The organism is Halomonas sp. CKK8 (genome assembly GCF_029625235.1).
GTDB classification, from domain to species: Bacteria; Pseudomonadota; Gammaproteobacteria; order Pseudomonadales; family Halomonadaceae; genus Halomonas; species Halomonas ventosae.
Window position 1 is genome coordinate 3,311,929 of sequence record NZ_CP121193.1, and the last position, 21,170, is coordinate 3,333,098.

Here is a 21,170-nt window from a genome sequence, read left to right on the forward strand (position 1 = left end):
GATATCGTCGTCTCGACAGTCACTTATTCCGGCCGACGCCGAGATTCGGCGAGCAGGCTGCCCAGGCTCGCGGCCTTGGGCTTCACCAGCCAGAAGTGACGGACGAAGTCGCTGAAGTCTTCGAGGATCGCGTGGCCGCGCGTGGAGCCGGTCTCGGCCACGTACTCCTCGATGATCTCCCGCAGATGACGCCGATGGGCCTCCATGGCCTCGGTGTTCACCCGGTGGATCTCCACCAGTTCATGGTTGTACTTGTCGACGAAGGTGCGGTCCTCGTCGAGCACATAGGCGAAGCCGCCGGTCATGCCCGCGCCGAAGTTGACGCCCACCTCGCCGAGCACGCAGACCAGGCCGCCGGTCATGTACTCGCAGCAGTGGTCGCCGGCGCCCTCGATGACCGCATGGGCACCGGAGTTGCGCACCCCGAAGCGCTCGCCGGCGGTACCCGCGGCGAACAGCTTGCCGCCGGTGGCACCGTACAGGCAGGTATTGCCGATGATGGCGGTGCGGTGGCTCTCGAAGGCGCTGCCGGCGGGCGGCACGATCACCACCTTGCCGCCGTTCATGCCCTTGCCGACATAGTCGTTGGCATCCCCCTCCAGGTAGAGGTTGAGGCCGCGGGCGTTCCAGACACCGAAGCTCTGGCCGGCGACGCCGGTGAAACGGGCGGTGACCGGCGCATCCTCGAGCCCCGCCTCGCCGTAGCGCTTGGCGATGGCCCCGGAGGTCAGCGCCCCGACGCTGCGGTCGCAGTTGGTGATGGCGAAATCGAACTCGCCGCCGGACTTCGCCTCGATGGCATCCGCGAGGGCCTCGAGCACCTCCTGGTTCTTGGCGCCCGGGTCATGGGGGACGTTGCGGCTGACCGCACAGAACTGCGGCGCGTCTTGCAGCACGAAGTCGTTGCCCAGCAGCCCCGACAGGTCGAGCTTGCGCTGGGAGGCGGTGACGCCCTCCAGCACTTCCAGCAGGTCGGTGCGGCCGATCAGGTCGGTCAGCTTGCGCACCCCCAGCAGGGCCATCAGCTCGCGCACCTCCTCGGCGATGAAGCGGAAGTAGTGCTTGACCATGTCCACGGTGCCGCGGAAGTGCTCGTCGCGCAGGTACTGCATCTGGGTGGCCACGCCGGTGGCGCAGTTGTTGAGGTGGCAGATGCGCAGGTACTTGCAGCCCAGCGCCACCATCGGCGCGGTGCCGAAGCCGAAGCTCTCGGCGCCGAGGATCGCCGCCTTCACCACGTCGAGGCCGGTCTTCAGGCCGCCATCGGTCTGCAGGCGGATCTTGTCGCGCAGGCCGTTGATGCGCAGCGCCTGGTGCACCTCGGGCAGGCCCAGTTCCCAGGGGCTGCCGGCATGCTTGATCGAGGTCAGCGGGCTCGCCGCGGTGCCGCCATCGTAGCCGGAGACGGTGATCAGGTCGGCGTAGGCCTTGGCCACGCCGGTGGCGATGGTGCCGATGCCGGGCTCGGAGACCAGCTTCACCGAGACCTGGGCATCGGGATTGACCTGCTTGAGATCGAAGATCAGCTGCGCCAGGTCCTCGATGGAGTAGATGTCGTGGTGCGGCGGCGGCGAGATCAGGGTCACGCCGGGCACCGAGTAGCGCAGCCGGGCGATCAGCTCGTTGACCTTGCCGCCGGGCAGCTGCCCGCCCTCGCCGGGCTTGGCGCCCTGGGCCACCTTGATCTGCAGCACCTCGGCGTTGATCAGGTAGGCCGGCGTGACGCCGAAGCGCCCGGAGGCGATCTGCTTGATCTTGGAGGAGCGGATGGTGCCATAGCGGGCCGGGTCCTCGCCCCCCTCGCCGGAGTTGGAGCGCCCGCCGGCCTCGTTCATGGCCTGGGCCAGCGCCTCGTGGGCCTCGGGCGACAGGGCGCCGAGACTCATGCCGGCGCTGTCGAAGCGCGGCAGCAGGTCCTCGACCGCCTCGACCTCCTCCATCGGCAGCGGCTCGACGGCGGGCCGGAGCCTGAGCAGGTCACGCAGGGTAGCCGGGGAGCGCTCGTTGACCAGTCGGGCAAACTTCTTCCACTTGGCGTAGTCGCCCTCCTGGACCGCCTCCTGCAGCGCCATGACCACATCGGGGTTGTAGGCGTGATACTCGTGGCCGTGGACGTACTTCATCAGGCCGCCCTGGGCGACGCCCTTGCGCGGCGTCCAGGCCTCGCGTCCCAGCAGCTCCTGCTGCAGCTGCAGCTCGCTGAAGCCGGTGCCCTCGATGCGCGAGGCCATACCGGTGAAGCACAGCTCGACCACCTCCGAGGAGAGGCCCACCGCCTCGAACAGCTGCGAACCACGGTAGGAGGCGAGCGTCGAGATGCCCATCTTGGAGAGGATCTTGAACAGCCCCTTCTGCAGGCCCTTGCGGTAGTTCTCCCGGGCATCGGCGGGGTTGCCGACCAGCTCGCCGGTGTGGTGCATGTCGGCCATGACCTGGTAGGCCAGCCAGGGGAAGACCGCGGTGGCCCCCACCCCGAACAGCACCGCCATCTGGTGGGCGTCCCGGGCATAGCCGGTCTCCACCACGATGTTGCAGCGCGGGCGCAGGGCCAGGCGCCCCAGGTGGTGGTGCACCGCGCCCACCGCCAGCGCCGCATGGATGGGCAGCAGCCCCTTGCCCAGCTCGGCGTCGGAGAGCACCAGGATCACCTTGCCGTCGTTGACCGCCTCCTCGGCCTGGCGGCAGAGCTCATGGATCGCGCCCTTGAGGCCGACCTCCTCGGGGTCATAGCCCAGCGACAGGGTGTGGCTGGCGAAGGCCGGATCGTCCTGGTTCACCAGGGCGGCGAACTTGCGCGGCGAGAGGATCGGCGTGGTCAGGATGATGCGATGGGCGTGCTCCGGGGTCGCCTTGAAGACGTTGAGCTCGGCGCCGATGCAGGTCTCCAGCGACATCACGATCGCCTCGCGCAGCGGGTCGATGGCCGGATTGGTGACCTGGGCGAACTTCTGGCGGAAGTAGTCGGTGAGCAGGCGCTGCTTGCCGGAGAGCACCGCCATGGGAGTGTCGTCGCCCATGGAGCCCACGGCCTCCTGGCCGGTCTCGGCCAGCGGGCGCAACACCTGGTCGCGCTCCTCGAAGCTGACCTGGAACATCTTCTGCTGGGTGAGCAGCGCCTCGGGATCCATGTTCTGGAAGCTGGCGAGCTCGGTCAGCGCCGACTCCAGGTACTGGGCCTCCTGCTTCAGCCAGCGCTTGTAGGGATAGGCGGACTTGAGGCGCTCGTCGATGTCCGATGTATGCAGCACCTCGCCAGTCTCGGTATCCACGGCCAGTATCTGGCCCGGGCCGACGCGCCCCTTGGCCACCACGTCCTCGGGCTTGTAGCCGTAGGTACCGATCTCCGAGGCCAGGGTGATGTAGCCATTGCGGGTGATCACCCAGCGGGCCGGGCGCAACCCGTTGCGGTCGAGCATGCAGACCGCCTGGCGACCATCGGTCATCACCACCCCCGCGGGGCCGTCCCAGGGCTCCATGTGCATGGAGTTGTATTCATAGAAGGCGCGCAGATCGCCGTCCATCAGCTCCACGTTCTGCCAGGCCGGCGGCACCATCATGCGCACCGCGCGATGCAGCTCCATGCCCCCGGTGAGCAGCACCTCGAGCATGTTGTCCATGCTCGAGGAGTCCGACCCGGAGGTGTTGACGATCTCGTCGAGCCCGGCGATATCCGGAAGCCGCTCGTTGACGAAGTTCTCCTTGCGCGAGTTGGCCCAGCCCCGGTTGGCCTCCACGGTGTTGATCTCGCCATTATGGGCCAGCAGGCGGAACGGCTGGGCCAGCGGCCAGCGCGGCGCGGTGTTGGTGGAGAAGCGCTGGTGGAACACGCAGATCGCGGTTTCCAGGCGCTCGTCGCCCAGGTCGGGGTAGAAGGCCGGCAGATCCACCGGCATCATCAGCCCCTTGTAGGAGACCACCTCGCGGGAGAGCGAGCAGACATAGAAGTCCTCGTCGTCACGCAACTTCTCCTCGGCGCGGCGCCGGGCCATGAAAAGGTCCACATCGAAGTGGCCGGCCTCGTCGTCGCCCGGCTCGACGAACAGCTGGCGGATCCGCGGCAGGCAGTCGAGTGCCATGGGTCCGCAGACGCTGGCATCCACCGGCACGTCGCGCCAGCCGGCCACCCGCAGGCCACGTGCCTCGAGTTCGGCGACCAGGGTCTCGCGCCCGCGAGCTTCGCGGGCGTCATCGTCGGGCAGGAATACCACGCCCACCGCGTAGTGCTCGCCCAGGGCGACGCCCAGCGCCTCGCGGGCCGCCTCGCGCATGAAGGCATCCGGCATCTGCAGCAGCAGCCCGCAGCCATCGCCGGTCTTCCCGTCGGCCGCGATGCCGCCACGGTGGGTCATGCAGGTCAGGGACTCGATGGCCGTCTTGAGCAGGTCGTGACTGGCCTGGCCCTCCATATGGGCGATCAGGCCGAACCCGCAGTTGTCGCGGAACTCGCCGGGCTGGTGAAGACCTCTGTTCATGGGCGTGCCTCGAGTTGAAGGGTTTCTTTGGCAGTCATTACATGCTATTTTACTCGGTTTTGCTTTTTTCATGCTGCCCCCGAATCGGGCGCACGACTGCTCGGCAAAAGGCCGACCAGCATAGCCAGAGCCACCCCCACTGCGCAATATTCCGCCCCGGGCAAGCCCCGGAAAACCATCGACAAATCCGCGACTTGCACCAACGGCATTCCGAAAAAACCCGCTAACTCAAGGGCTTGCAAGGACCAACCACGGTGCTTCAACGCGCCGGATAACGCACTAGACTTTGGTCTATATTGCCGCCATTCCCCCATGCCGATGCGGCATAAGCCATGCAGATGCTTGAGGATGAGGCCGCCGAGCACCCTCTCCTTCCTCCTCCAGACATGACGACGCCCGCACGGGGCGGGCGTCGGCGGCACGAAGGAAGGGCGGCGCAGGAAGGCGTCAGCGACGAGGAAACGCCTCGAGCAGGTCGGCCAGGGTCTCGGGGGGCGTCGCGTCATGGATGCAGGCCTCGCCCAGGGTGCGCAGCAGGATCAGGCGCAGGCGGCTGTCGAGGTTCTTCTTGTCGAGGCGCATGATGGCGAGGAAGTCCTCCATGCCCATGCTGGCCGGGGCGGCCAGGGGCAGGCCCGCGGCCTCGATGATCGCCCGGGTACGCGCCACCTCCGGGTCGCTCAGCCAGCCCAGTTGTCGGGAGAGCTCGGCCGCCATCAGCATGCCGGTGCCCACGGCCTCGCCATGCAGCCAGTTGCCGTAGCCCTGGTGGGCCTCGATGGCATGACCGAAGGTATGCCCCAGGTTGAGCAGCGCCCTCACCCCCTGCTCAGTCTCGTCCTCGGCAACGATCTCGGCCTTGAGCGCACAGCTGCGCTCGATGGCCCGGGTCAGGGCGTCGGCGTCGAGGCCGCGCAGCGCCTCCATCTCCGCTTCCAGCCAGGCCAGGAAGTCGGCATCGCGGATCAGGCCGTACTTGATCACCTCGGCGAGCCCCGCGGAGAGTTCCCGCGGCGGCAGCGTCGCCAGGGTGTCGGTATCCACCAGCACCGCCCGCGGCTGCCAGAAGGCACCGATCATGTTCTTGCCCCGCGGGTGGTTGACCCCCGTCTTGCCTCCCACCGAGGAGTCGACCTGGGCGAGCAGCGTGGTCGGCACCTGCACGAAGGCCACGCCGCGCTGGTAGCAGGCCGCGGCGAAGCCGACCATGTCGCCGATCACCCCGCCGCCCAGGGCGATGAGGGTGCAGCGACGGTTGAAGCCGGCCGCCAGGAGGGCATCCCAGATCCGCTCGACGCTGGCCAGCGTCTTGGTGGCCTCGCCGTCCGGCAGGACCAGCTCGCGCACGTCGAGGTCATCGCCAAGCCCCTGTCGGAGGCGTTCCAGATAGAGCGGCGCCACCGTCTCGTTGGTCACCACCATGACCTGGCGCCCCGCCAGGTGGGGGGCCAACCAGCGAGGATCGCCGAGCAGCCCGGGACCGATGTGGATGGGATAGCTGCGGCTGCCCAGCGCCACCTCGAGGGTGCTGGGGGCATTGCGGGAATCGCTCATGGCGTCAGGCCTTGCATTGCAGGGGATCGACCAGGCGCGTGACGCGCCGCACGATCTCGTTGACCACGGCCCGCGGGCCGCGCCGGTCGGTGCGCACCACCACATCGGCGGTAGCACGGTAGAGGGGGTCTCGCAGCGCGAACATCTCGCGCAGCAGCTGCTCGCGGTCGCCGCGCTGCAGCAGCGGGCGGTTGCGGTCCTTGGCGGTGCGCCTGAGCTGCTGCTCCACGGTGGTGAGCAGGTAGATGACGGTGCCGCTCTCGCGCAGCACCCGGCGGTTCTCCTCGCGCAGCACGGCACCGCCGCCGGTGGCGATGACCACGCCCTCGTGGCGGGTCAGCTCGCGGATCATCTGGGTCTCGCGGTCGCGGAAGCCCGCCTCGCCCTCGACGTCGAAGATCCACGGGATGTCCGCGCCACAGCGCGCCTGAATCTCGTGGTCGCTGTCGTAGAACTCGCGTGACAGTTCGGCCGCCAGAAGGCGGCCGATGGTGCTCTTGCCGGCCCCCATGGGGCCGATCAGTATCAGGTTGGGAAGTGCCTGCATCAGCGAATGGCCAGGTTGTCGTCCAGTATTCGGGGCGTGATGAATACCAGCAACTCTACCTTATCATTGGTGTTCTCGGTATAGCGGAAGAGGTTCCCCAGCACCGGCACGTCGCCCAGGAAGGGGGTCTTGAACAGGCTGCGAACTTCGTCGGTGGTGAGGATCCCGCCCAGCACCACGGTCTCGCCGTTATCCACCAGCACCTGGGTCTCGATGGAATTCGTGTCGATGGAGGGCACGCCGTTGAAGAGCTCCCCCACCGTGTCGTTGTTGATCACCAGGTCCATGATGATGCGGTTGTCCGGGGTGATCTGGGGCGTCACCTCCAGCGCCAGCACCGCCTCCTTGAACTCGACGTTGGTGGCACCACTGGAGGATGCCTCCTGATAGGGAATCTCCGTGCCCTGCTTGATCACAGCTTTTTTCTGGTTGGCGGTGATCACCCGCGGCTGGGAAATGGTCTGGCTCTTGCCCTCGCTCTCCAGCGCACGCAACTCCAGGTCGAGCAGGATATCGCCGGAGAGATAGCCGAAGCTGAAGGCCGTGTTCGCCACGCCGGAGCTACCCATATCCACTGTCAGGCCACCGTTTGGCGCATTGCCGGTAGCCGCCCCATCCACGTCGAAGCGGCTATCACCGATGCGATCGGGCGAGGAAAGCCCCCAGTTCACCCCCAACTCGCGGGTCGCACTGTCCCGGGCGATGACGATACGCGCCTCGATCTGTACCTGACGTACTGAAACATCGAGCGTCTCGAAGGTTGCGAGGATGGAGTCGATGCTCTCGGCGGTATCCTGGATCAACAGGGTATTGGTACGGGCATCCACGGCCACCCTGCCCCGCTCCGAAAGCAGGCCGAAGCCCTCCTCGCCACGCAGCAGGCGGGCCATGTCCTCGGCCTTGGCATACTTGATCTGGACATACTCGGACTCCAGCGGGGCCAGCGTCTCGAGTTGCTCGCGCGCCTGAAGCTCGATCTGCTCTCGCTGGGCGAGCTCGGAGGCCGGCGCTACCACGATGACGTTGCCCTCCTGGCGACTGGCCAGGCCGTGGCTCTTGAGCACCAAGTCCAGGGCCTGGTCCCAGGGCACGTCCTGCAGGTTGAGGGTGACGCGACCGGTCACGCTGTCGCTTGCCACCAGGTTGAGGCCGGTGAAGTCGGCGATGATTGCCAGCACCGAGCGCACCTCGATGTCCTGGAAGTTCAGGGTGATCCGCTCGCCGGTGTAGGGGAACTGCTCGCGAGTGCGCTCCTCGCGCACCTCGCGGGTGACCGGCTGGGCCTCGATGGTCAGCTGGCGACCGCTCTGGGTGGAGACCATGGCGAAGCTGCCGCTGCCCTCGATGTCCAGGGTGACGCCATCGCGCCCCACCCTCGGCGTGACGCGCTCGAGCGGCGTACCGAAGTCGCTGACGTCATAGACCTGGTCCAGGGAGGCCGGCAGCTCGACCCCGCGCAGCTCGGCGACGATGCGGTTGCGCCCGCTCTCGCGCACCCGGGCATCCACCCCGGTCCGGTCGAAGGTCACCACCAGTCGCCCGGCCCCGCCGTCGCCGCGGCGGAAGTCGATGTCCTGGATGCTCGGCTCATCGTAGGCCGAAGTGGTGTTGCGGCTCGGGCTAGCCGGGGCGGTGGTGGTCGAGGAAGTCGTGGTCGAGGCGGTCGTGGCCGCCGACGGCTGGCCGGCCCCGCCGCCGATGGAGAGCTGCAGGCGGTCGCCCTGCTGGCGGGTGTCGTAGGGCAGGGGGCCTTCGAGCTCGAAGACCAGGCGCGTGCGCGAACCGGCCTCCAGGGCCGTGACCCGCTCCACCCCACCGATGCCGAGCTCCTCGCGGCGGCGCTCCAGGGCGCTGTCGGTCTCCATCAGGTCGATGGTCAGCCGCGCCGGGTCGTCGAGGCGATAGCCGCGCACCTCGGGCACCGGGCCACGGAAGTCGAGGTCGACTTCCAGCGCCCCGTCACTGCCCTGGCGGAAGGCCAGGTCGGTGAGGGTGGAGGCCGCCGTGGCGGCCGTGGAGACCGCCAGCAGTGCCACGATTGCGAGACCACGAATCATCGGTTGCATTGTTCCCTTCCCCCTGCTGGCCTCTGCCGCCTCCAGCCGACGACACGGCATGAACTGTTCTATTATTCACCCTCACCGAGGGCAATCTGCCTGGAACGCTCCTGCCAGGCGTTTTGCTCAAGCACGGTCTCTACCAATACCACCGAGGCATCCGTGATACTCACGATACGTCCATGATCCAGCCCCATGTAGTCGCCGATCCGGACCCGATGCACCTTGCCATCGGGCCCCCGTACCAGCGCCGATGGCTCTCCGCCCACCGTCAAGGTCCCGACCAGATCCAGCTCGGAGAGGTCGTAGGCCTCCAGCGGCTCACGAGGACGATCAGGCGGAGGGGCAAGCTCACCGGCCTCAGGCACTTCACGCTGATCCTGCATGCGCCGAGGTTCGAAGGGACTCCTGGCATCACTCCCGGCATACCCCACCCGGTCAACCTGCGGGATTTCCGGGAGTTCTACCCGGGGTACTTCTCCCGGGTCCGTTCGCACCTCGGCCAGTTCCTGCTCGAGGCTACGGAGCTCAGGGTCCGCACAGGCGGCCAGCAGTGTCATGCCGAGAACCAGAAGCGCATGGCGTCCGTTCAGTCTGGTCACGGTGCCTCCTCATCATCCGGCTGGCGGTAGCTGTAGGTGCGGGCAAGCATCGACAGCTGCAATTGCTGACCGCCAGTGCCCTCCATGGGCTCGAGCATCAGGTCGTGCTGGGTGACGATGCGGGGCAGGCTGGCAACAGTCGCCAAAAACTCCGCGATGCGGTGGTAGTCACCCTGCACCCGTATATCGAATGGCTGCTCGACATAGAACTCCTGCGAGACGGGGCTACGCAGGCGGATGAACTCAATGGAAAGCTGGTTGCTGATAGCCGCTTCACTGATGTTATCGATCAGCGACGGAACCTCGGCGCCCGTGGGAAGCATCTCTCTGAGGACCCCCATGCGCTCCTCGAGGACGGCCATTTCCTCTCGCATGACATCCAGACGAGCCGCCTGGGCCGCCTTGCTCTGGTAGTCCCGGATCAGCCGCCCCTCCTCGGCCCTGGCCTGATCCAGCTCCTCGGCCTTGGGGGCTGCCAGATACCAGTACATGCCGGCGAGCGTCAGGCCCAGCACCAGCAGACAGCAGATCAGCTGCAGCAGGAAGGGCCAACCGCCGGACTCCTTGATGTCCAGCTCGCCCCAGTCCATGGTACGTAACCGGCGCCATTCGTCCTTCATGCTCATGGCTGACCTCCAGATGCGTCATCAGAAGCCGATGGCATGCGCTGACCGAGACTCAGGCTGAAATGTCGAAGCTCCCCTTCCTGCTCGGCCTCGACTTCGGAAAGAACAGGCTCAGTGAGAGACGCTGCAGCAGCCAGCGCTCGCAACTGATCGGACACCTGGCGGTTATTTTCGGCCACACCCGCCATCTGCAGGTTGTCTCCCTGCCGGTTTAATCGCGTGTAATGCACACCGTCGACGAGGCTGGTGACCAGATCATTGAAGACGTGAACGGTCTGGGCTCGCCCCGCCTGAAGCTCCGTGAAGACCCGCACCTGGGCCTCCATGGTTTGCCGAATCTCCTCAAGCTCGCTGATCTCACGTATAGCGGCATCCAGTCTCCTGCTTTCGGCCTCGACGAACTCGTTACGCTCCTGCTGAGCACTCAGCCGCTGCTCGTAGTACCAGGTCATGCCATAGCCGCCGCCAAGGCCGATCAGCGCCATCAGCGCCAGCGCCAGGTAGAACCGCTTGCTGCGCCGGGCACGCACTTCCTCCCGCCAGGGGAGCAGGTTGATCTCGATGGTCATTTGCCTACCCTCATCGCCAGGCCGCAGGCCGTGAGCATGGCCGGGGCATCCCCGGCCAGGGTCGGGACGTCGATGCGGGGGTTCACCTTCATGCGCCGGAAGGGGTTGGCAATCACCACCTCCATGCCGCTCTCCTCGGCCAGGCGCTCGGCCAGCCCCGGAAGCACGCTGGTGCCGCCGGCCAGGATCATCCGCCGCACCTCCTGCTTGCGCCCGGCGGTATAGTAGAGCTGCAGCGAGCGACCCACCTGCTGGACCAGGGTGTCGAGGAAGGGGTCGAGTACGCTGCGCTGGTAGTCATCGGGCAGGCCGCCGCGCTTCTTGGCCAGGCCCGCCTCCTCGAGGCTCAGCCCGTAGCGGTTGCGGATCTCGTCGGTCAGCTGGCGGCCACCGAACACGGTGTCGCGGCTGTAGGTAACGCGCCCCTCGCGCAGCACATGGAAGGCGTTCATGGTGGCGCCGATATCCACCAGGGCCACGCACTCCTGCTCGCCCTCGTCCGCGGGCAGCTGGTGGCGAAGCTCCTGGAAGGCGCGCTCCATGGCGAAGGTCTCGACGTCAACGGCCGCCGGGGTCAGCCCGGCCTGCAGCACGGCCTCGGTCAACTGGTTGACGTCCTGCTGGCGGCAGGCGACCAGCAACACGTCCTGCTGGTCGCCGTAGCGCGAGTTGAGCCCCAGCCGCTGGAAGTCGAAGGCGACCTCGCTGAACGGAAACGGGATGTGCTTGTCTGACTCGAGCTGGATGCGCGCCTCGATCTCGTCGTCATCGAGCGAGGCGGGCAGGGTGAGGGTCTTGGTGATGGCGGCGCTGGCCGGCACGGCCACAGCGGCGTTGCGCGAGCCCGGCCGGGCATGGTCCACGGCACGCTTCAGGGCGTCCACCACGGCCGACATGTCGCGGATCCGTCGCTCGATCACGGCGCCCTCGCGCAGGGGCCGGACGGCGTAGCTTTCGACCTGGTAGTGGCTACCAGCGCGCTTGAGTTCGATGACCTTGACGGTTGCCGAGGTGATGTCGACACCGACCAGTCCCTTGCCGGATGCTCTCAGTCGCATCTTGAGTCATGCCCCTGCCTGATCCATGCGGCGTGCCGCTCATTATGATTATCCACTCCGAACCGGGGCGGAACAGATGAAACTCATCATACCCGATCCGTAATCGAAGGTTACATGATATTTCCGGATCTCACACGAATGACGGTGTCGTCAGGCGTCAACGCTGGTGACCACCCCCTCGGCTTCCTATAATGGCCGCCGCAAGGGAAGGCCACGCTCATCGCCATCACTCCGCCCCCGTTCCCAGCATGGATACCGCGTTTTCATGAAGTTACTCAGAACCCTGGTTGTCTCCGTCCTCTGGCTGCTGGTCTCGCTCTCCGCCGCCGGGGTACTGGGCGTGGTGGGTGCCGCGCTCTACTTCGCCCCCGGCCTGCCCGATGTTCGCCAGCTGCAGGACTTCGAGCTGCAGACCCCGCTACGCATCTTCACCCGCGACGGCAAGCTGATCGGCGAGTTCGGCGAGGAGCGCCGCACGCCGGTGGAGTATGAGGAGATCCCCCAGGCGCTCATCGGGGCCCTGCTGGCCGCCGAGGATGCCACCTACTTCGACCACCGCGGCGTCGATCCCAAGGGCCTGGCGCGTGCGGCCGTGGAACTGGTGGCCAGCGGCGGCGACATCCAGTCCGGGGGCTCGACCATCACCATGCAGGTGGCGCGCAACTACCTGCTCACCCTGGATCGGACCTTCACCCGCAAGATCCGCGAGATCCTGCTGGCGCTGCAGATGGAGCAGATCCTCTCCAAGGAGGAGATCCTCGAGCTCTACGTCAACAAGATCTACCTGGGCAACCGCGCCTACGGCATCGCCGCCGCCGCGGAGGTCTACTACGACCGGCCGCTGGCCGAGCTGACCCTGGCCGAGACGGCGATGATCGCCGGCCTGCCCAAGGCGCCTTCCGCCTTCAACCCGCTGGCCAACGCCGAGCGGGCGCTGATCCGCCGCAACTGGATCCTGTTCCGCATGCGGGAACTGGAGATCATCGACCAGGCGGCCTACGAGGAAGCCGTGCAGGCCCCGGTCACCGCAAGCCGCCACCTCGCCCAGCTGGAGGTGGAGGCCGATTACGTCGCCGAGATGGCCCGACAGTTCGCGGTGGAGCGCTACGGCGACCTGGCCTACACCGGCGGGTATCGCATCCATACCACCCTGGACAGCGAGCTCCAGCCGCTGGCGGGCCAGGCCCTGGCCGGCGGCCTGATCACCTATGACACCCGGCACGGCTGGCGCGGGCCCGAAGAGACCGACATCCCGCGCAGCCTGGCCGAGGCCCAGGAGCAGACCGGACGCGAGGGTCTGGAGGAGGAACTCGCCGAGTCGCCCGAGATCATGCAGACCGCGCGACGCGCCGCCGAGCGCAGCCAGACCGAGGTCGAGGGCATCGAGGGCGATGTCAGCAACTGGCTGCAGGTGCTCGAGCGCACCCCGGCCTATGGCCCCCTGCAGCCGGCCATCGTGGTGGAGAGCGAGGGCCGCGAGATGCAGGTGCTGGCCCGCGGCGGCGAGCTGCACACCCTCGACTGGGCCGGCCTGGAGTGGGCGCGCCCCTATCGCAGCGCCAGGAGCCGAGGCGCCGCCCCGGGCTCAGCGAGCGAGATCGCCAGTCGCGGCGACCTGGTGCGCATCCTGCAGCGGGAGGACGGCAGCTGGCGCCTCTCCCAGCGCCCCGACGCCGAGGGCTCGCTGGTGGCGATGGCCCCCGACACCGGGGCCATCCTGGCCCTGCAGGGCGGCTTCGACTTCGATGCCAGCAAGTTCAACCGCGCCACCCAGGCCCGTCGCCAGTCCGGCTCGATCTTCAAGCCTTTCGTCTACCTGGCGGCGCTGGACAGCGGCGAGATGAACCCCGCCAGCGTGGTCAACGATGCCCCGGTGGTGATGCAGGACGGCAGCGACGAGCTGTGGCGCCCGGCGAACTCCAGCGGCGACTTCCTCGGCCCGATCCGGCTGCGCGATGCCCTGGCCCGCTCGCGCAACCTGGTCACCATCCGCGTGCTGCAGTCCCTGGGGCTGGATCGCACCATCGAGTTCCTGCAGGGCTTCGGCTTCGCCGCCGACCAGCTGCCGCGCGGCCTCTCCCTGGCCCTGGGCAGCGCGAGCCTCACCCCCCTGGAGATGACCAACGCCTATGCGGTGCTGGCCAACGGCGGCTTCCAGGTGTCGCCCTGGTTCATCGAGCGGGTGACCCGCGGCGATGACACCACCGTCGTCGAGGAAGCCAACCCGCGCGTCGCCTGTCGCGACTGCCGCGATGGCCAGCAGACCGTGGAGCGCGACGGCGAGACCTTCGAGGTCGCCCCTCGGGTCGCCGATCCCGCCGCCGTCTACATCCTGCGCGACATGCTGCGCGACGTGGTCGAGCGCGGCACCGCGCGCAAGGCCCTGGAGCTCGGCCGCAGCGACATCGTCGGCAAGACCGGCACCACCAACGACCAGCGCGATGCCTGGTTCGCCGGCTTCAACAGCGACCTGGTGACCACCGCCTGGGTGGGCAAGGACGACAACTCCTCCACCGCCGAGTACGGCGCCCAGGCCGCCCTGCCGATCTGGATGGACTTCATGGGCCAGGCCCTGGAGGGCCAGCCCGAGCGCTGGCCCGAGCGGCCGGAGCAGGTGGTCACCGAGCGGGTCGACCCCGACACCGGCCGCCTGCTGCGTGAGGGACAGGGCGGCGGCATCGAGGAGCTGTTCATGGCCGACTACCTGCCGGACGTCCAGCCGCGTCGCGTCGAGCGTGAGGTCGAGCGCGAGAGCGGCTCCCAGGGCACCGGCGCCTACGAGGCCATCTTCTAGGCCGACACCCGACTCCTGCACCGGGCGGCAGGGACGCCGCCCGGGCAGCGCAACCTCGCACGCCGCTTCGGGCAGCTATCGACATCCGGCAACCCGGGGAGAACCACCATGCCGCATCCCGCGACACTCCCTTCGATGACTCGATGGGCGGCCCTCTGCGGCCTGCTGACGCTCGCCGGCGGCACCCAGGCCGGCCCCTTCTATGCCCCGCCGCCGCCCGAGGAGGATGACCAGGGCTTCGGCGGCAGCGCCGAGCTGGGCTACACCCACCTCTCGGGCAACACCGACAGCCAGACCCTGATCGGCAAGGGCCGGCTCACCTGGGTAGTCGACGACTGGACCCACACCCTGCGCGGCGAGGTACGCAACGTCTCGCGAAACGGTGATACCAGCGCCGAGCAATACCTGGTGGCCGGCCGCGAGCGCTACGGGCTCGACGGCCCCCACTACGTGTTCGGCTTTGCCCGCTGGGAGAAGGACCGCTTCGGCGGCTACGACCAGCAGTTCACCACCATCGGCGGTTACGGCCGCGACCTGCTCGACGGCGAAAGGCACAAGCTCTCGCTGGAGGCGGGACCTGGCTACCGCTATGACCGCATCGAGGGGGAGGAGAACGCCACCCTGGGCGTGGCCTACGGGGCGCTGGCCTACGAATGGGCCTTCTCGGAGACCTCCAGCCTGGCACAGGAACTCTCGGTGGAGGCGACCGACGACAACACCACCTCGCGCTCGCTGACCTCGCTCACCGCGCGGCTCAACGCTCACCTGGCCCTGCGGCTCTCCCACGAGATCCGCGACAACTCCCGCCCGCCGGAGGGCGCCGAGGCCCGCACCGACCATACCACCAGCGCCTCGCTCCTCTACGACTGGTAGGCCCCGAGCCCTCCTCGCCACAGACGACGACGCCGGCTCGAGAGCCGGCGTCGTCGCGCAACGGAGGGGGTCTTCGGGGCTCAGCCGCCGTAGACGTCATCCACGGTCTTCAGCGGGTAATGGGACGGATAGGGCTTGCGCGCCACCCCGGAGTCCACCGCGGCCTGGGCCACCGCCGAGGAGATCCGGTCGAGCAGGCGGATGTCCACAGGGGTGGGGATGATGTACTCCGGCCCGAACGTCATCTCGTCCATCTCGTAGGCCTCCAGCACCTCCTGCGGCACCGGCTCGCGAGCGAGGTCCTTGAGGGCGTGGACGGCGGCGACCTTCATCTCCTCGTTGATGCGCGTGGCGCGCACGTCGAGTGCCCCGCGGAAGATGAAGGGAAAGCCCAGCACGTTGTTGACCTGGTTGGGGTAGTCGGAGCGGCCGGTCGCCATGATCACGTCCGGTCGCGCCTCCCGGGCCACGTCAGGGTGGATCTCCGGGTCGGGATTGGTGCAGGCGAAGACCACCGGATTGGGGGCCATGCTGCGGATGTGGTCGGCACTCATTAGTCCCGGACCGGAGAGGCCGACGAAGACGTCGGCGCCGTCGATGGCGTCGGCCAGGGTGCGCTTGTCGGTCTCCACGGCGAACATCGCCTTGTACTGGTTCAGGTCCTCGCGGCCGCTGTGGATCACGCCCTTGCGGTCGAGCATCACGATGTTCTCGGGATGCGCGCCACAGGAGACCAGCAGCTTCATGCAGGCAATGGCCGCGGCACCGGCCCCCAGGCAGACGATGCGGGCGCTGTCCAGCGACTTGCCGGCGATCTCCAGGGCATTGAGCATGCCCGCGGCGGTGACGATGGCCGTGCCGTGCTGGTCATCGTGGAACACCGGGATGCTGCACTGCTCGATCAGCGCCTGCTCGATCTCAAAGCACTCCGGGGCCTTGATGTCCTCGAGGTTGATGCCGCCCCAGGTATCGGCGATGCGCGCCACGGTGTCGATGAAGGCCTGCGGGCTCTCGGCATTGACCTCGATGTCCACCGAGTTGATGCCGGCGAAGCGCTTGAACAGCACCCCCTTGCCTTCCATCACCGGCTTGCTCGCCAGTGGGCCCAGGTTGCCAAGGCCGAGGATGGCGCTGCCGTCGGAAATCACTGCCACCAGGTTGCCCTTGCCGGTGTAGAGGTAGGCGTTCTCCGGGTCACTGGCGATCTCGCGAACAGGCTCCGCCACGCCCGGGCTGTAGGCCAGGGAGAGGTCCCGGGCGGTGGCGGTGGGCTTGGTGAGCTCCACCGACAGCTTTCCGGGGATGGGTTTCGCGTGGTAATCCAGCGCCGCCTTCTTCTTCGCGTCAGTCATGCTGAGAGGATCCGGTAAACAGTGGGAGGTCGGCTAGCGTATACAAAAAGCCTGTCGCGCTCAACTCGCCAGACATCCGCCCTGTTGTACGCTCGTTTGAAGACGTTACCGGCCATTTGCCGACACTTATGGCTGACCCCGCCAGCCATAACGCTTTGCTTATCCTCGCGGCCGGCAACGGGACGGGTGGCGCTCCGACGAGCGGGCATAAAGAAACCCGCCACGATGGGCGGGTTTCTCGATGGTGCCTCGTGCCGGGCGGCTCAGCGCTTGATGGCGGCACCGAAACGCTTGTTGAAGCGTTCGACGCGACCACCGGTGGTCGCCTGCTTCTGCTTGCCGGTGTAGAAGGGGTGGCACTGTGAGCAGACGTCCAGGGAGAAGTCGTGACCGGCGGTGGTGCCGACCTCGAAGGTGGCGCCGCAGGAACAGGTCGCGTTGACCGTCTTGTAATCCGGGTGGATACCTTGTTTCATCTTGAGCCTCATGAAGCTGTATGCCGCCACCTGATCTTCTGCCAGGCACCGCATACGGGTTGTCTGTAGATGCGAACCGGTTGCCGCCACGCTCCCTTGTACAGGGCCAGGGTGTCCGCAGCGGCGAAGCATTCTAGCAGAGCCGACGCCGGAGGCCAATTGCCCGATTCCCCCTGCCCGCCCGTGCCACGCGTACTGGGCGTTGCCGTACCCTCGCCGCTGCGCCGGCTGTTCGACTACCGCCCCTGCCGCGAGTCACCCCCGGGGGGATGGCAGCCTGGCCTGCGGGTGACGGTGCCCTTCGGCCGCCGGGAGGTGGTCGGCGTGGTAGCGGAGTGCCGGGACGAGAGCGAGCTGCCGCTGTCACGCCTCAGGCCAGTGGCGGGCTGCCTGGACGACGCCCCGCTGCCGGCCGACTGGCTGTGGCTGTGCCGCTTCGCCGCCCGCTACTACCAGCATGCCCTCGGCGACACCCTGCACCAGGCGATGCCGGGACTGCTGCGCCAGGGCCGGGCGCTCGAGGCTCGCACCCGCGAGCGCTGGAGCGTCACCGCCGCCGGCCGCCAGGACGCCCCGCGGGGTCTGGCCCGGGCCCCCCGCCAGGCGGAGTTGCTGGGCATGCTGCGCCAGCATCCCCATGGGCTGGTCAGCCAGGCGATCCTCGCCCAGTCGTTCAGCCGCGACCAGCTGCGCGCCCTGGCCGACAAGGGCCTGGTGGCGCGACACGAGGAACCCCTGGCGGCCTCGCCGGCGGCCGAGGGCGACGTGGGGCTGGCCGAACCCGCCCTGCCCCTCAACCGCGAGCAGGCCGTGGCGCTGGCCGCCATCCACGAGCGGCTCGACGGCTTCCATCCCTGCCTGCTGCATGGCGTCACCGGCAGTGGCAAGACCGAGGTCTACCTGCAGCTGATCGAGGCGGTCATCGCCCGCCATCGCCAGGTCCTGGTGCTGGTCCCCGAGATCGGCCTGACGCCCCAGACCCTCGCCCGCTTCCGCCGCCGCTTCCGGGCACCGGTGGTGGCGCTGCACTCGGGGCTCACCGACCACGAGCGCCTCGATGCCTGGGAAGCCGCCGCCAGCGGCCGGGCACCCATCGTGCTGGGCACCCGCTCGGCCATCTTCACCCCCCTGGCCCGCCCCGGCGTGATCGTCGTCGACGAGGAGCACGACGGCTCCTACAAGCAACAGGATGGCCTGCGCTACCATGCCCGCGACCTGGCCGTGGCCCGCGCCCATCACCACCGCATCCCGCTGCTGCTGGGCAGCGCCACCCCGTCGCTGGAGTCGCTGCAGCGGGCGCAACAAGGTGACTACCGTCACCTGCGCCTGACCCGACGGGCAAGCCGCCATGCCCCGGCCCGCCTCGAGCTTGTCGACCTGCGCGGCCGGCGCCGCCAGGGCGGGCTGATCCCGCCGGTGATCGAGACGGTGCGCGAGACCCTGGCCGCCGGCCACCAGGTGCTGGTCTTCATCAACCGGCGCGGCTTCGCCCCCACCCTGGCCTGCCACGCCTGCGGCTGGATGGCCGAGTGCGACCACTGTGATGCGCGCATGACCCTGCACCGGCAGCCGCCGCTGCTGGCCTGCCACCACTGCGACCGGCGCCGCGCCCTCCCCGACGCCTGCCCCGAGTGCGGCAGCGTCGACCTGCGCCCCCTGGGCAGTGGCACCGAGCGCACCGAGGAGACCCTGGCGTCGCTGTTCCCCGAGGTGCCGGTACACCGCATCGACCGCGACAGCACCCGGCGCCGCGACGCCCTCGAGCAGGTGCTGGCCGAGGTGCGCCGCGGCGATCCTTGTCTGCTGGTGGGGACCCAGATGCTGGCCAAGGGACACCACCTGCCCCATGTCACCCTGGTGGTGGTGGTCAATGCCGATGCCGGGCTCTATGCCAGCGACTTCCGGGCCCTGGAACACAGCGCCCAGCTGCTCGAGCAGGTGGCGGGGCGCGCCGGCCGCGCCGCCCATCCCGGCCGGGTGCTGGTGCAGACCCTGCACACCGACGACCCGCACCTGCGCCTGCTTGCCGAGCGGGGCTACGACGCCCTCGCCGGCCAGCTGCTGGAGGAGCGGCGGGCTGCCCGGCTGCCGCCCTTCCGCTTCCTCGCCCTGCTGCGCCTCGAGGCCCCCATGGAGACGGCCGTGGTGGCCCTGGGCGGCCTGGCCGCCGAGGCCCTGCGCCAGCGGGTCGGCGAGCGCGGCCTCGCGGTCGACTGCCTGGGGCCGGTCCCGGCCCCCATGGAACGGCGCCAGAACCGCTACCACCTGCAGCTGATGCTGGCCGCCGACCGCCGCAGCCAGCTGCACGAGGCCGGCGCCTGGCTGGTCGCCTGGCTCGAGGGCCGTCCCGAGGCGCGACGGGTGCGCTGGTCGCTGGATATCGACCCGCAGACCCTGGCCTGACCACACACCTTTAAAGCCCGGCGCCGATTGCCGATAATGGCGCCCCAGACTCGCCCGGCGGTCGCTCGCACCGCCCACGCCACAGGACACCGGACACTTCCATGAAAGAGACCATCATCGCGCTGCTCGAGGGCGCCCTGGACAACCTCCGGCAGCAGGGCGTGCTGCCCGCCGATATCGCGCCGACCATCAAGGTCGACCCGACCCGCGACAAGGCCCACGGCGACTATGCCACCAACCTGGCGCTGATGCTGGCCAAGCCGGCCGGCAGGAAGCCTCGCGAGCTGGCCGAGGCGCTGGTCGCGGCCCTGCCGACGAGCGATGCCGTGCAGAAGGTGGAGATCGCCGGCCCCGGCTTCGTCAACTTCTTCGCCGCCACCGACGCCGCCGCCCAGGTGGTGCGCCAGGTGCTCGAGGCCGGCGACGCCTATGGCCGCAACCTCACCGGCCAGGGCCGGAAGGTGCAGGTGGAGTTCGTCTCCGCCAATCCCACCGGGCCGCTGCACGTGGGCCACGGCCGCGGCGCGGCGATCGGCGACAGCATCAGCCGCCTGCTCGAGGCCACCGGCCATGAGGTGACCCGCGAGTTCTACTACAACGACGCCGGCGCCCAGATCAGCAACCTGGCGCGCTCCGTTCAGGCGCGGGTCAAGGGCATCGACCCCGGCGACCCGGGCTGGCCGGAGGACGGCTACCGCGGCGGCTACATCATCGACGTGGCCAACGCCTACCTGGCCGGGGAGACGGTGCATGCCGATGACCGGCACGTCACGGCGGCAGGCGACCAGGAGGACCTGGACGCCATCCGCGACTTCGCCGTGGCCTACCTGCGCCGCGAGCAGGACCTCGACCTCAAGGCCTTCGGCGTGACCTTCGACGTCTACTTCCTGGAGTCCTCGCTCTACGAACAGGGCAAGGTCGAGGCCACGGTCCAGCGGCTCATCGAGCAGGGCCATACCTACGAGCAGGACGGCGCCCTGTGGCTGCGCACCACCGACTTCGGCGACGACAAGGACCGGGTGATGCGCAAGTCCGACGGCCACTACACCTACTTCCTGCCCGACGTCGCCTACCACCTGGACAAGTGGCAGCGCGGCTTCGAGACGGTGATCAACGAGCAGGGGGCCGACCATCACTCCACCGTGACCCGGGTGCGCGCCGGCCTCCAGGCCCTTGAGGCCGGCATCCCCCAGGGCTGGCCCGACTACGTATTGCACCAGATGGTGATGGTCACCCGCTCCGGGGTCGAGGTGAAGCTCTCCAAGCGCGCCGGCAGCTACGTCACGGTGCGCGACCTGATCGACGAGGTGGGCCGCGACGCCACCCGCTTCTTCCTGGCCGCCCGCCGGGCGGATTCCCAGCTCACCTTCGACATCGACCTGGCGCGCTCCCAGTCCAACGACAACCCGGTCTACTACGTGCAGTACGCCCACGCCCGGGTCTGCAGCATGCTGCGCAAGGCCGAGGCCGAGGAGAAGCCGTTCGACCACGCCCTGGCCGTGCAGAGCCTGGCCCTGCTGGAGGCCGACCAGGAGAAGGCGCTGCTCAACCGCCTGGCCCGCTATCCCGAGGTGGTCCAGCACGCCGCCGCCGCCCACGAGCCCCAGCAGATCGCCCAGTACCTGCTCGACCTCGCCGCCGATTTCCACACCTGCTACAACGCGGTGAAGGTGATGGTCGACGATGACGCCCTGCGCAACGCCCGGCTGGCGCTGGGGCTGGCCACGCGCCAGGTCCTGCGCAACGGCCTCGACCTGATGGGTGTCGGTGCGCCCGAGGAGATGTAA

General features: G+C 68.4%; 14 protein-coding genes. 4 read left to right on the forward strand and 10 right to left on the reverse strand.

The genetic code is table 11. The features are described from left to right. Positions 1 to 23: 23 nt before the first annotated feature. The 8 genes from gltB to pilM form a co-directional block, all read right to left on the reverse strand. The gene (gltB, locus tag P8934_RS15620) at positions 24 to 4,472 is read right to left on the reverse strand and encodes a glutamate synthase large subunit (protein WP_278031852.1); all 4,449 of its coding nucleotides are present in this window, start codon (positions 4,470 to 4,472) and stop codon (positions 24 to 26) included. Between the two features lie 447 nt (positions 4,473 to 4,919). After that, on the reverse strand, positions 4,920 to 6,026 hold the full coding sequence (gene aroB, locus P8934_RS15625) for a 3-dehydroquinate synthase (RefSeq protein ID WP_278031853.1): 1,107 nt from the start codon (positions 6,024 to 6,026) through the stop codon (positions 4,920 to 4,922). 4 nt (positions 6,027 to 6,030) lie between these two features. Beyond that, a complete protein-coding gene (aroK, locus tag P8934_RS15630) occupies positions 6,031 to 6,573 on the reverse strand; it encodes a shikimate kinase AroK (protein WP_278031854.1) in 543 nt (180 codons plus the stop codon). Continuing rightward, positions 6,573 to 8,639 carry a type IV pilus secretin PilQ gene (pilQ, locus tag P8934_RS15635; RefSeq protein ID WP_278031855.1) on the reverse strand — a complete coding sequence of 689 codons (2,067 nt, stop codon included), beginning with the start codon at positions 8,637 to 8,639 and terminating at the stop codon, positions 6,573 to 6,575. The genes aroK and pilQ overlap by 1 nt, the downstream gene beginning before the upstream one ends. A 62-nt stretch (positions 8,640 to 8,701) precedes the next feature. Then, positions 8,702 to 9,232, reverse strand: a complete 531-nt coding sequence (locus P8934_RS15640; protein ID WP_278031856.1) for a pilus assembly protein PilP — start codon at positions 9,230 to 9,232, stop codon at positions 8,702 to 8,704. Then, positions 9,229 to 9,858, reverse strand: coding sequence for a type 4a pilus biogenesis protein PilO (pilO, locus tag P8934_RS15645; protein ID WP_278031857.1), 630 nt, complete (start codon positions 9,856 to 9,858; stop codon positions 9,229 to 9,231). Before pilO ends, P8934_RS15640 begins: the two co-directional genes overlap by 4 nt. Beyond that, positions 9,855 to 10,427, reverse strand: a complete 573-nt coding sequence (locus P8934_RS15650) for a PilN domain-containing protein (RefSeq protein WP_278031858.1) — start codon at positions 10,425 to 10,427, stop codon at positions 9,855 to 9,857. The genes pilO and P8934_RS15650 overlap by 4 nt, the downstream gene beginning before the upstream one ends. Next, positions 10,424 to 11,485 carry a type IV pilus assembly protein PilM gene (gene pilM, locus P8934_RS15655; protein WP_106230514.1) on the reverse strand — a complete coding sequence of 354 codons (1,062 nt, stop codon included), beginning with the start codon at positions 11,483 to 11,485 and terminating at the stop codon, positions 10,424 to 10,426. The genes P8934_RS15650 and pilM overlap by 4 nt, the downstream gene beginning before the upstream one ends. Positions 11,486 to 11,750: 265 nt before the next feature. Here pilM and P8934_RS15660 point away from each other — a divergent pair, with 265 nt between their 5' ends. Together P8934_RS15660 and P8934_RS15665 are read left to right on the forward strand one after the other, a co-directional pair. Beyond that, entirely contained in the window at positions 11,751 to 14,279 is a 2,529-nt protein-coding gene (locus tag P8934_RS15660) for a penicillin-binding protein 1A (protein ID WP_278031859.1), read from the forward strand. A gap of 135 nt (positions 14,280 to 14,414) precedes the next feature. After that, the gene (locus tag P8934_RS15665) at positions 14,415 to 15,152 is read left to right on the forward strand and encodes a DUF481 domain-containing protein (RefSeq protein ID WP_278031860.1); all 738 of its coding nucleotides are present in this window, start codon (positions 14,415 to 14,417) and stop codon (positions 15,150 to 15,152) included. 80 nt (positions 15,153 to 15,232) lie between these two features. Here the strand turns inward: P8934_RS15665 and P8934_RS15670 are convergent, their stop codons facing one another. Next, positions 15,233 to 16,504, reverse strand: a complete 1,272-nt coding sequence (locus tag P8934_RS15670; protein ID WP_278031861.1) for a malic enzyme-like NAD(P)-binding protein — start codon at positions 16,502 to 16,504, stop codon at positions 15,233 to 15,235. Positions 16,505 to 16,767: 263 nt separating this feature from the next. Beyond that, positions 16,768 to 16,980 (reverse strand): 50S ribosomal protein L31, encoded by a 213-nt coding sequence (gene rpmE, locus P8934_RS15675; protein WP_040185115.1) that lies wholly within the window; start codon positions 16,978 to 16,980, stop codon positions 16,768 to 16,770. A gap of 159 nt (positions 16,981 to 17,139) precedes the next feature. Between rpmE and P8934_RS15680 the strand changes: the two genes are divergently transcribed. Continuing rightward, positions 17,140 to 19,383 carry a primosomal protein N' gene (locus P8934_RS15680; protein WP_278031862.1) on the forward strand — a complete coding sequence of 748 codons (2,244 nt, stop codon included), beginning with the start codon at positions 17,140 to 17,142 and terminating at the stop codon, positions 19,381 to 19,383. A 101-nt stretch (positions 19,384 to 19,484) separates the two neighbouring features. Beyond that, positions 19,485 to 21,170, forward strand: coding sequence for an arginine--tRNA ligase (gene argS, locus P8934_RS15685; protein WP_278031863.1), 1,686 nt, complete (start codon positions 19,485 to 19,487; stop codon positions 21,168 to 21,170).

Excerpts from the sequence above, each read along its gene's own strand:
- aroB (WP_278031853.1), bottom strand. The coding sequence starts at position 6,026 with ATGAGCGATTCCCGCAATGCCCCCAGCACCCTCGAGGTGGCGCTGGGC.
- pilO (WP_278031857.1), bottom strand. The coding sequence starts at position 9,858 with ATGAGCATGAAGGACGAATGGCGCCGGTTACGTACCATGGACTGGGGC.
- P8934_RS15665 (WP_278031860.1), top strand. The coding sequence starts at position 14,415 with ATGACTCGATGGGCGGCCCTCTGCGGCCTGCTGACGCTCGCCGGCGGC.
- gltB (WP_278031852.1), bottom strand. The coding sequence starts at position 4,472 with ATGAACAGAGGTCTTCACCAGCCCGGCGAGTTCCGCGACAACTGCGGG.
- P8934_RS15670 (WP_278031861.1), bottom strand. The coding sequence starts at position 16,504 with ATGACTGACGCGAAGAAGAAGGCGGCGCTGGATTACCACGCGAAACCC.
- argS (WP_278031863.1), top strand. The coding sequence starts at position 19,485 with ATGAAAGAGACCATCATCGCGCTGCTCGAGGGCGCCCTGGACAACCTC.
- pilM (WP_106230514.1), bottom strand. The coding sequence starts at position 11,485 with ATGCGACTGAGAGCATCCGGCAAGGGACTGGTCGGTGTCGACATCACC.
- P8934_RS15660 (WP_278031859.1), top strand. The coding sequence starts at position 11,751 with ATGAAGTTACTCAGAACCCTGGTTGTCTCCGTCCTCTGGCTGCTGGTC.
- P8934_RS15650 (WP_278031858.1), bottom strand. The coding sequence starts at position 10,427 with ATGACCATCGAGATCAACCTGCTCCCCTGGCGGGAGGAAGTGCGTGCC.
- pilQ (WP_278031855.1), bottom strand. The coding sequence starts at position 8,639 with ATGCAACCGATGATTCGTGGTCTCGCAATCGTGGCACTGCTGGCGGTC.
- rpmE (WP_040185115.1), bottom strand. The coding sequence starts at position 16,980 with ATGAAACAAGGTATCCACCCGGATTACAAGACGGTCAACGCGACCTGT.
- aroK (WP_278031854.1), bottom strand. The coding sequence starts at position 6,573 with ATGCAGGCACTTCCCAACCTGATACTGATCGGCCCCATGGGGGCCGGC.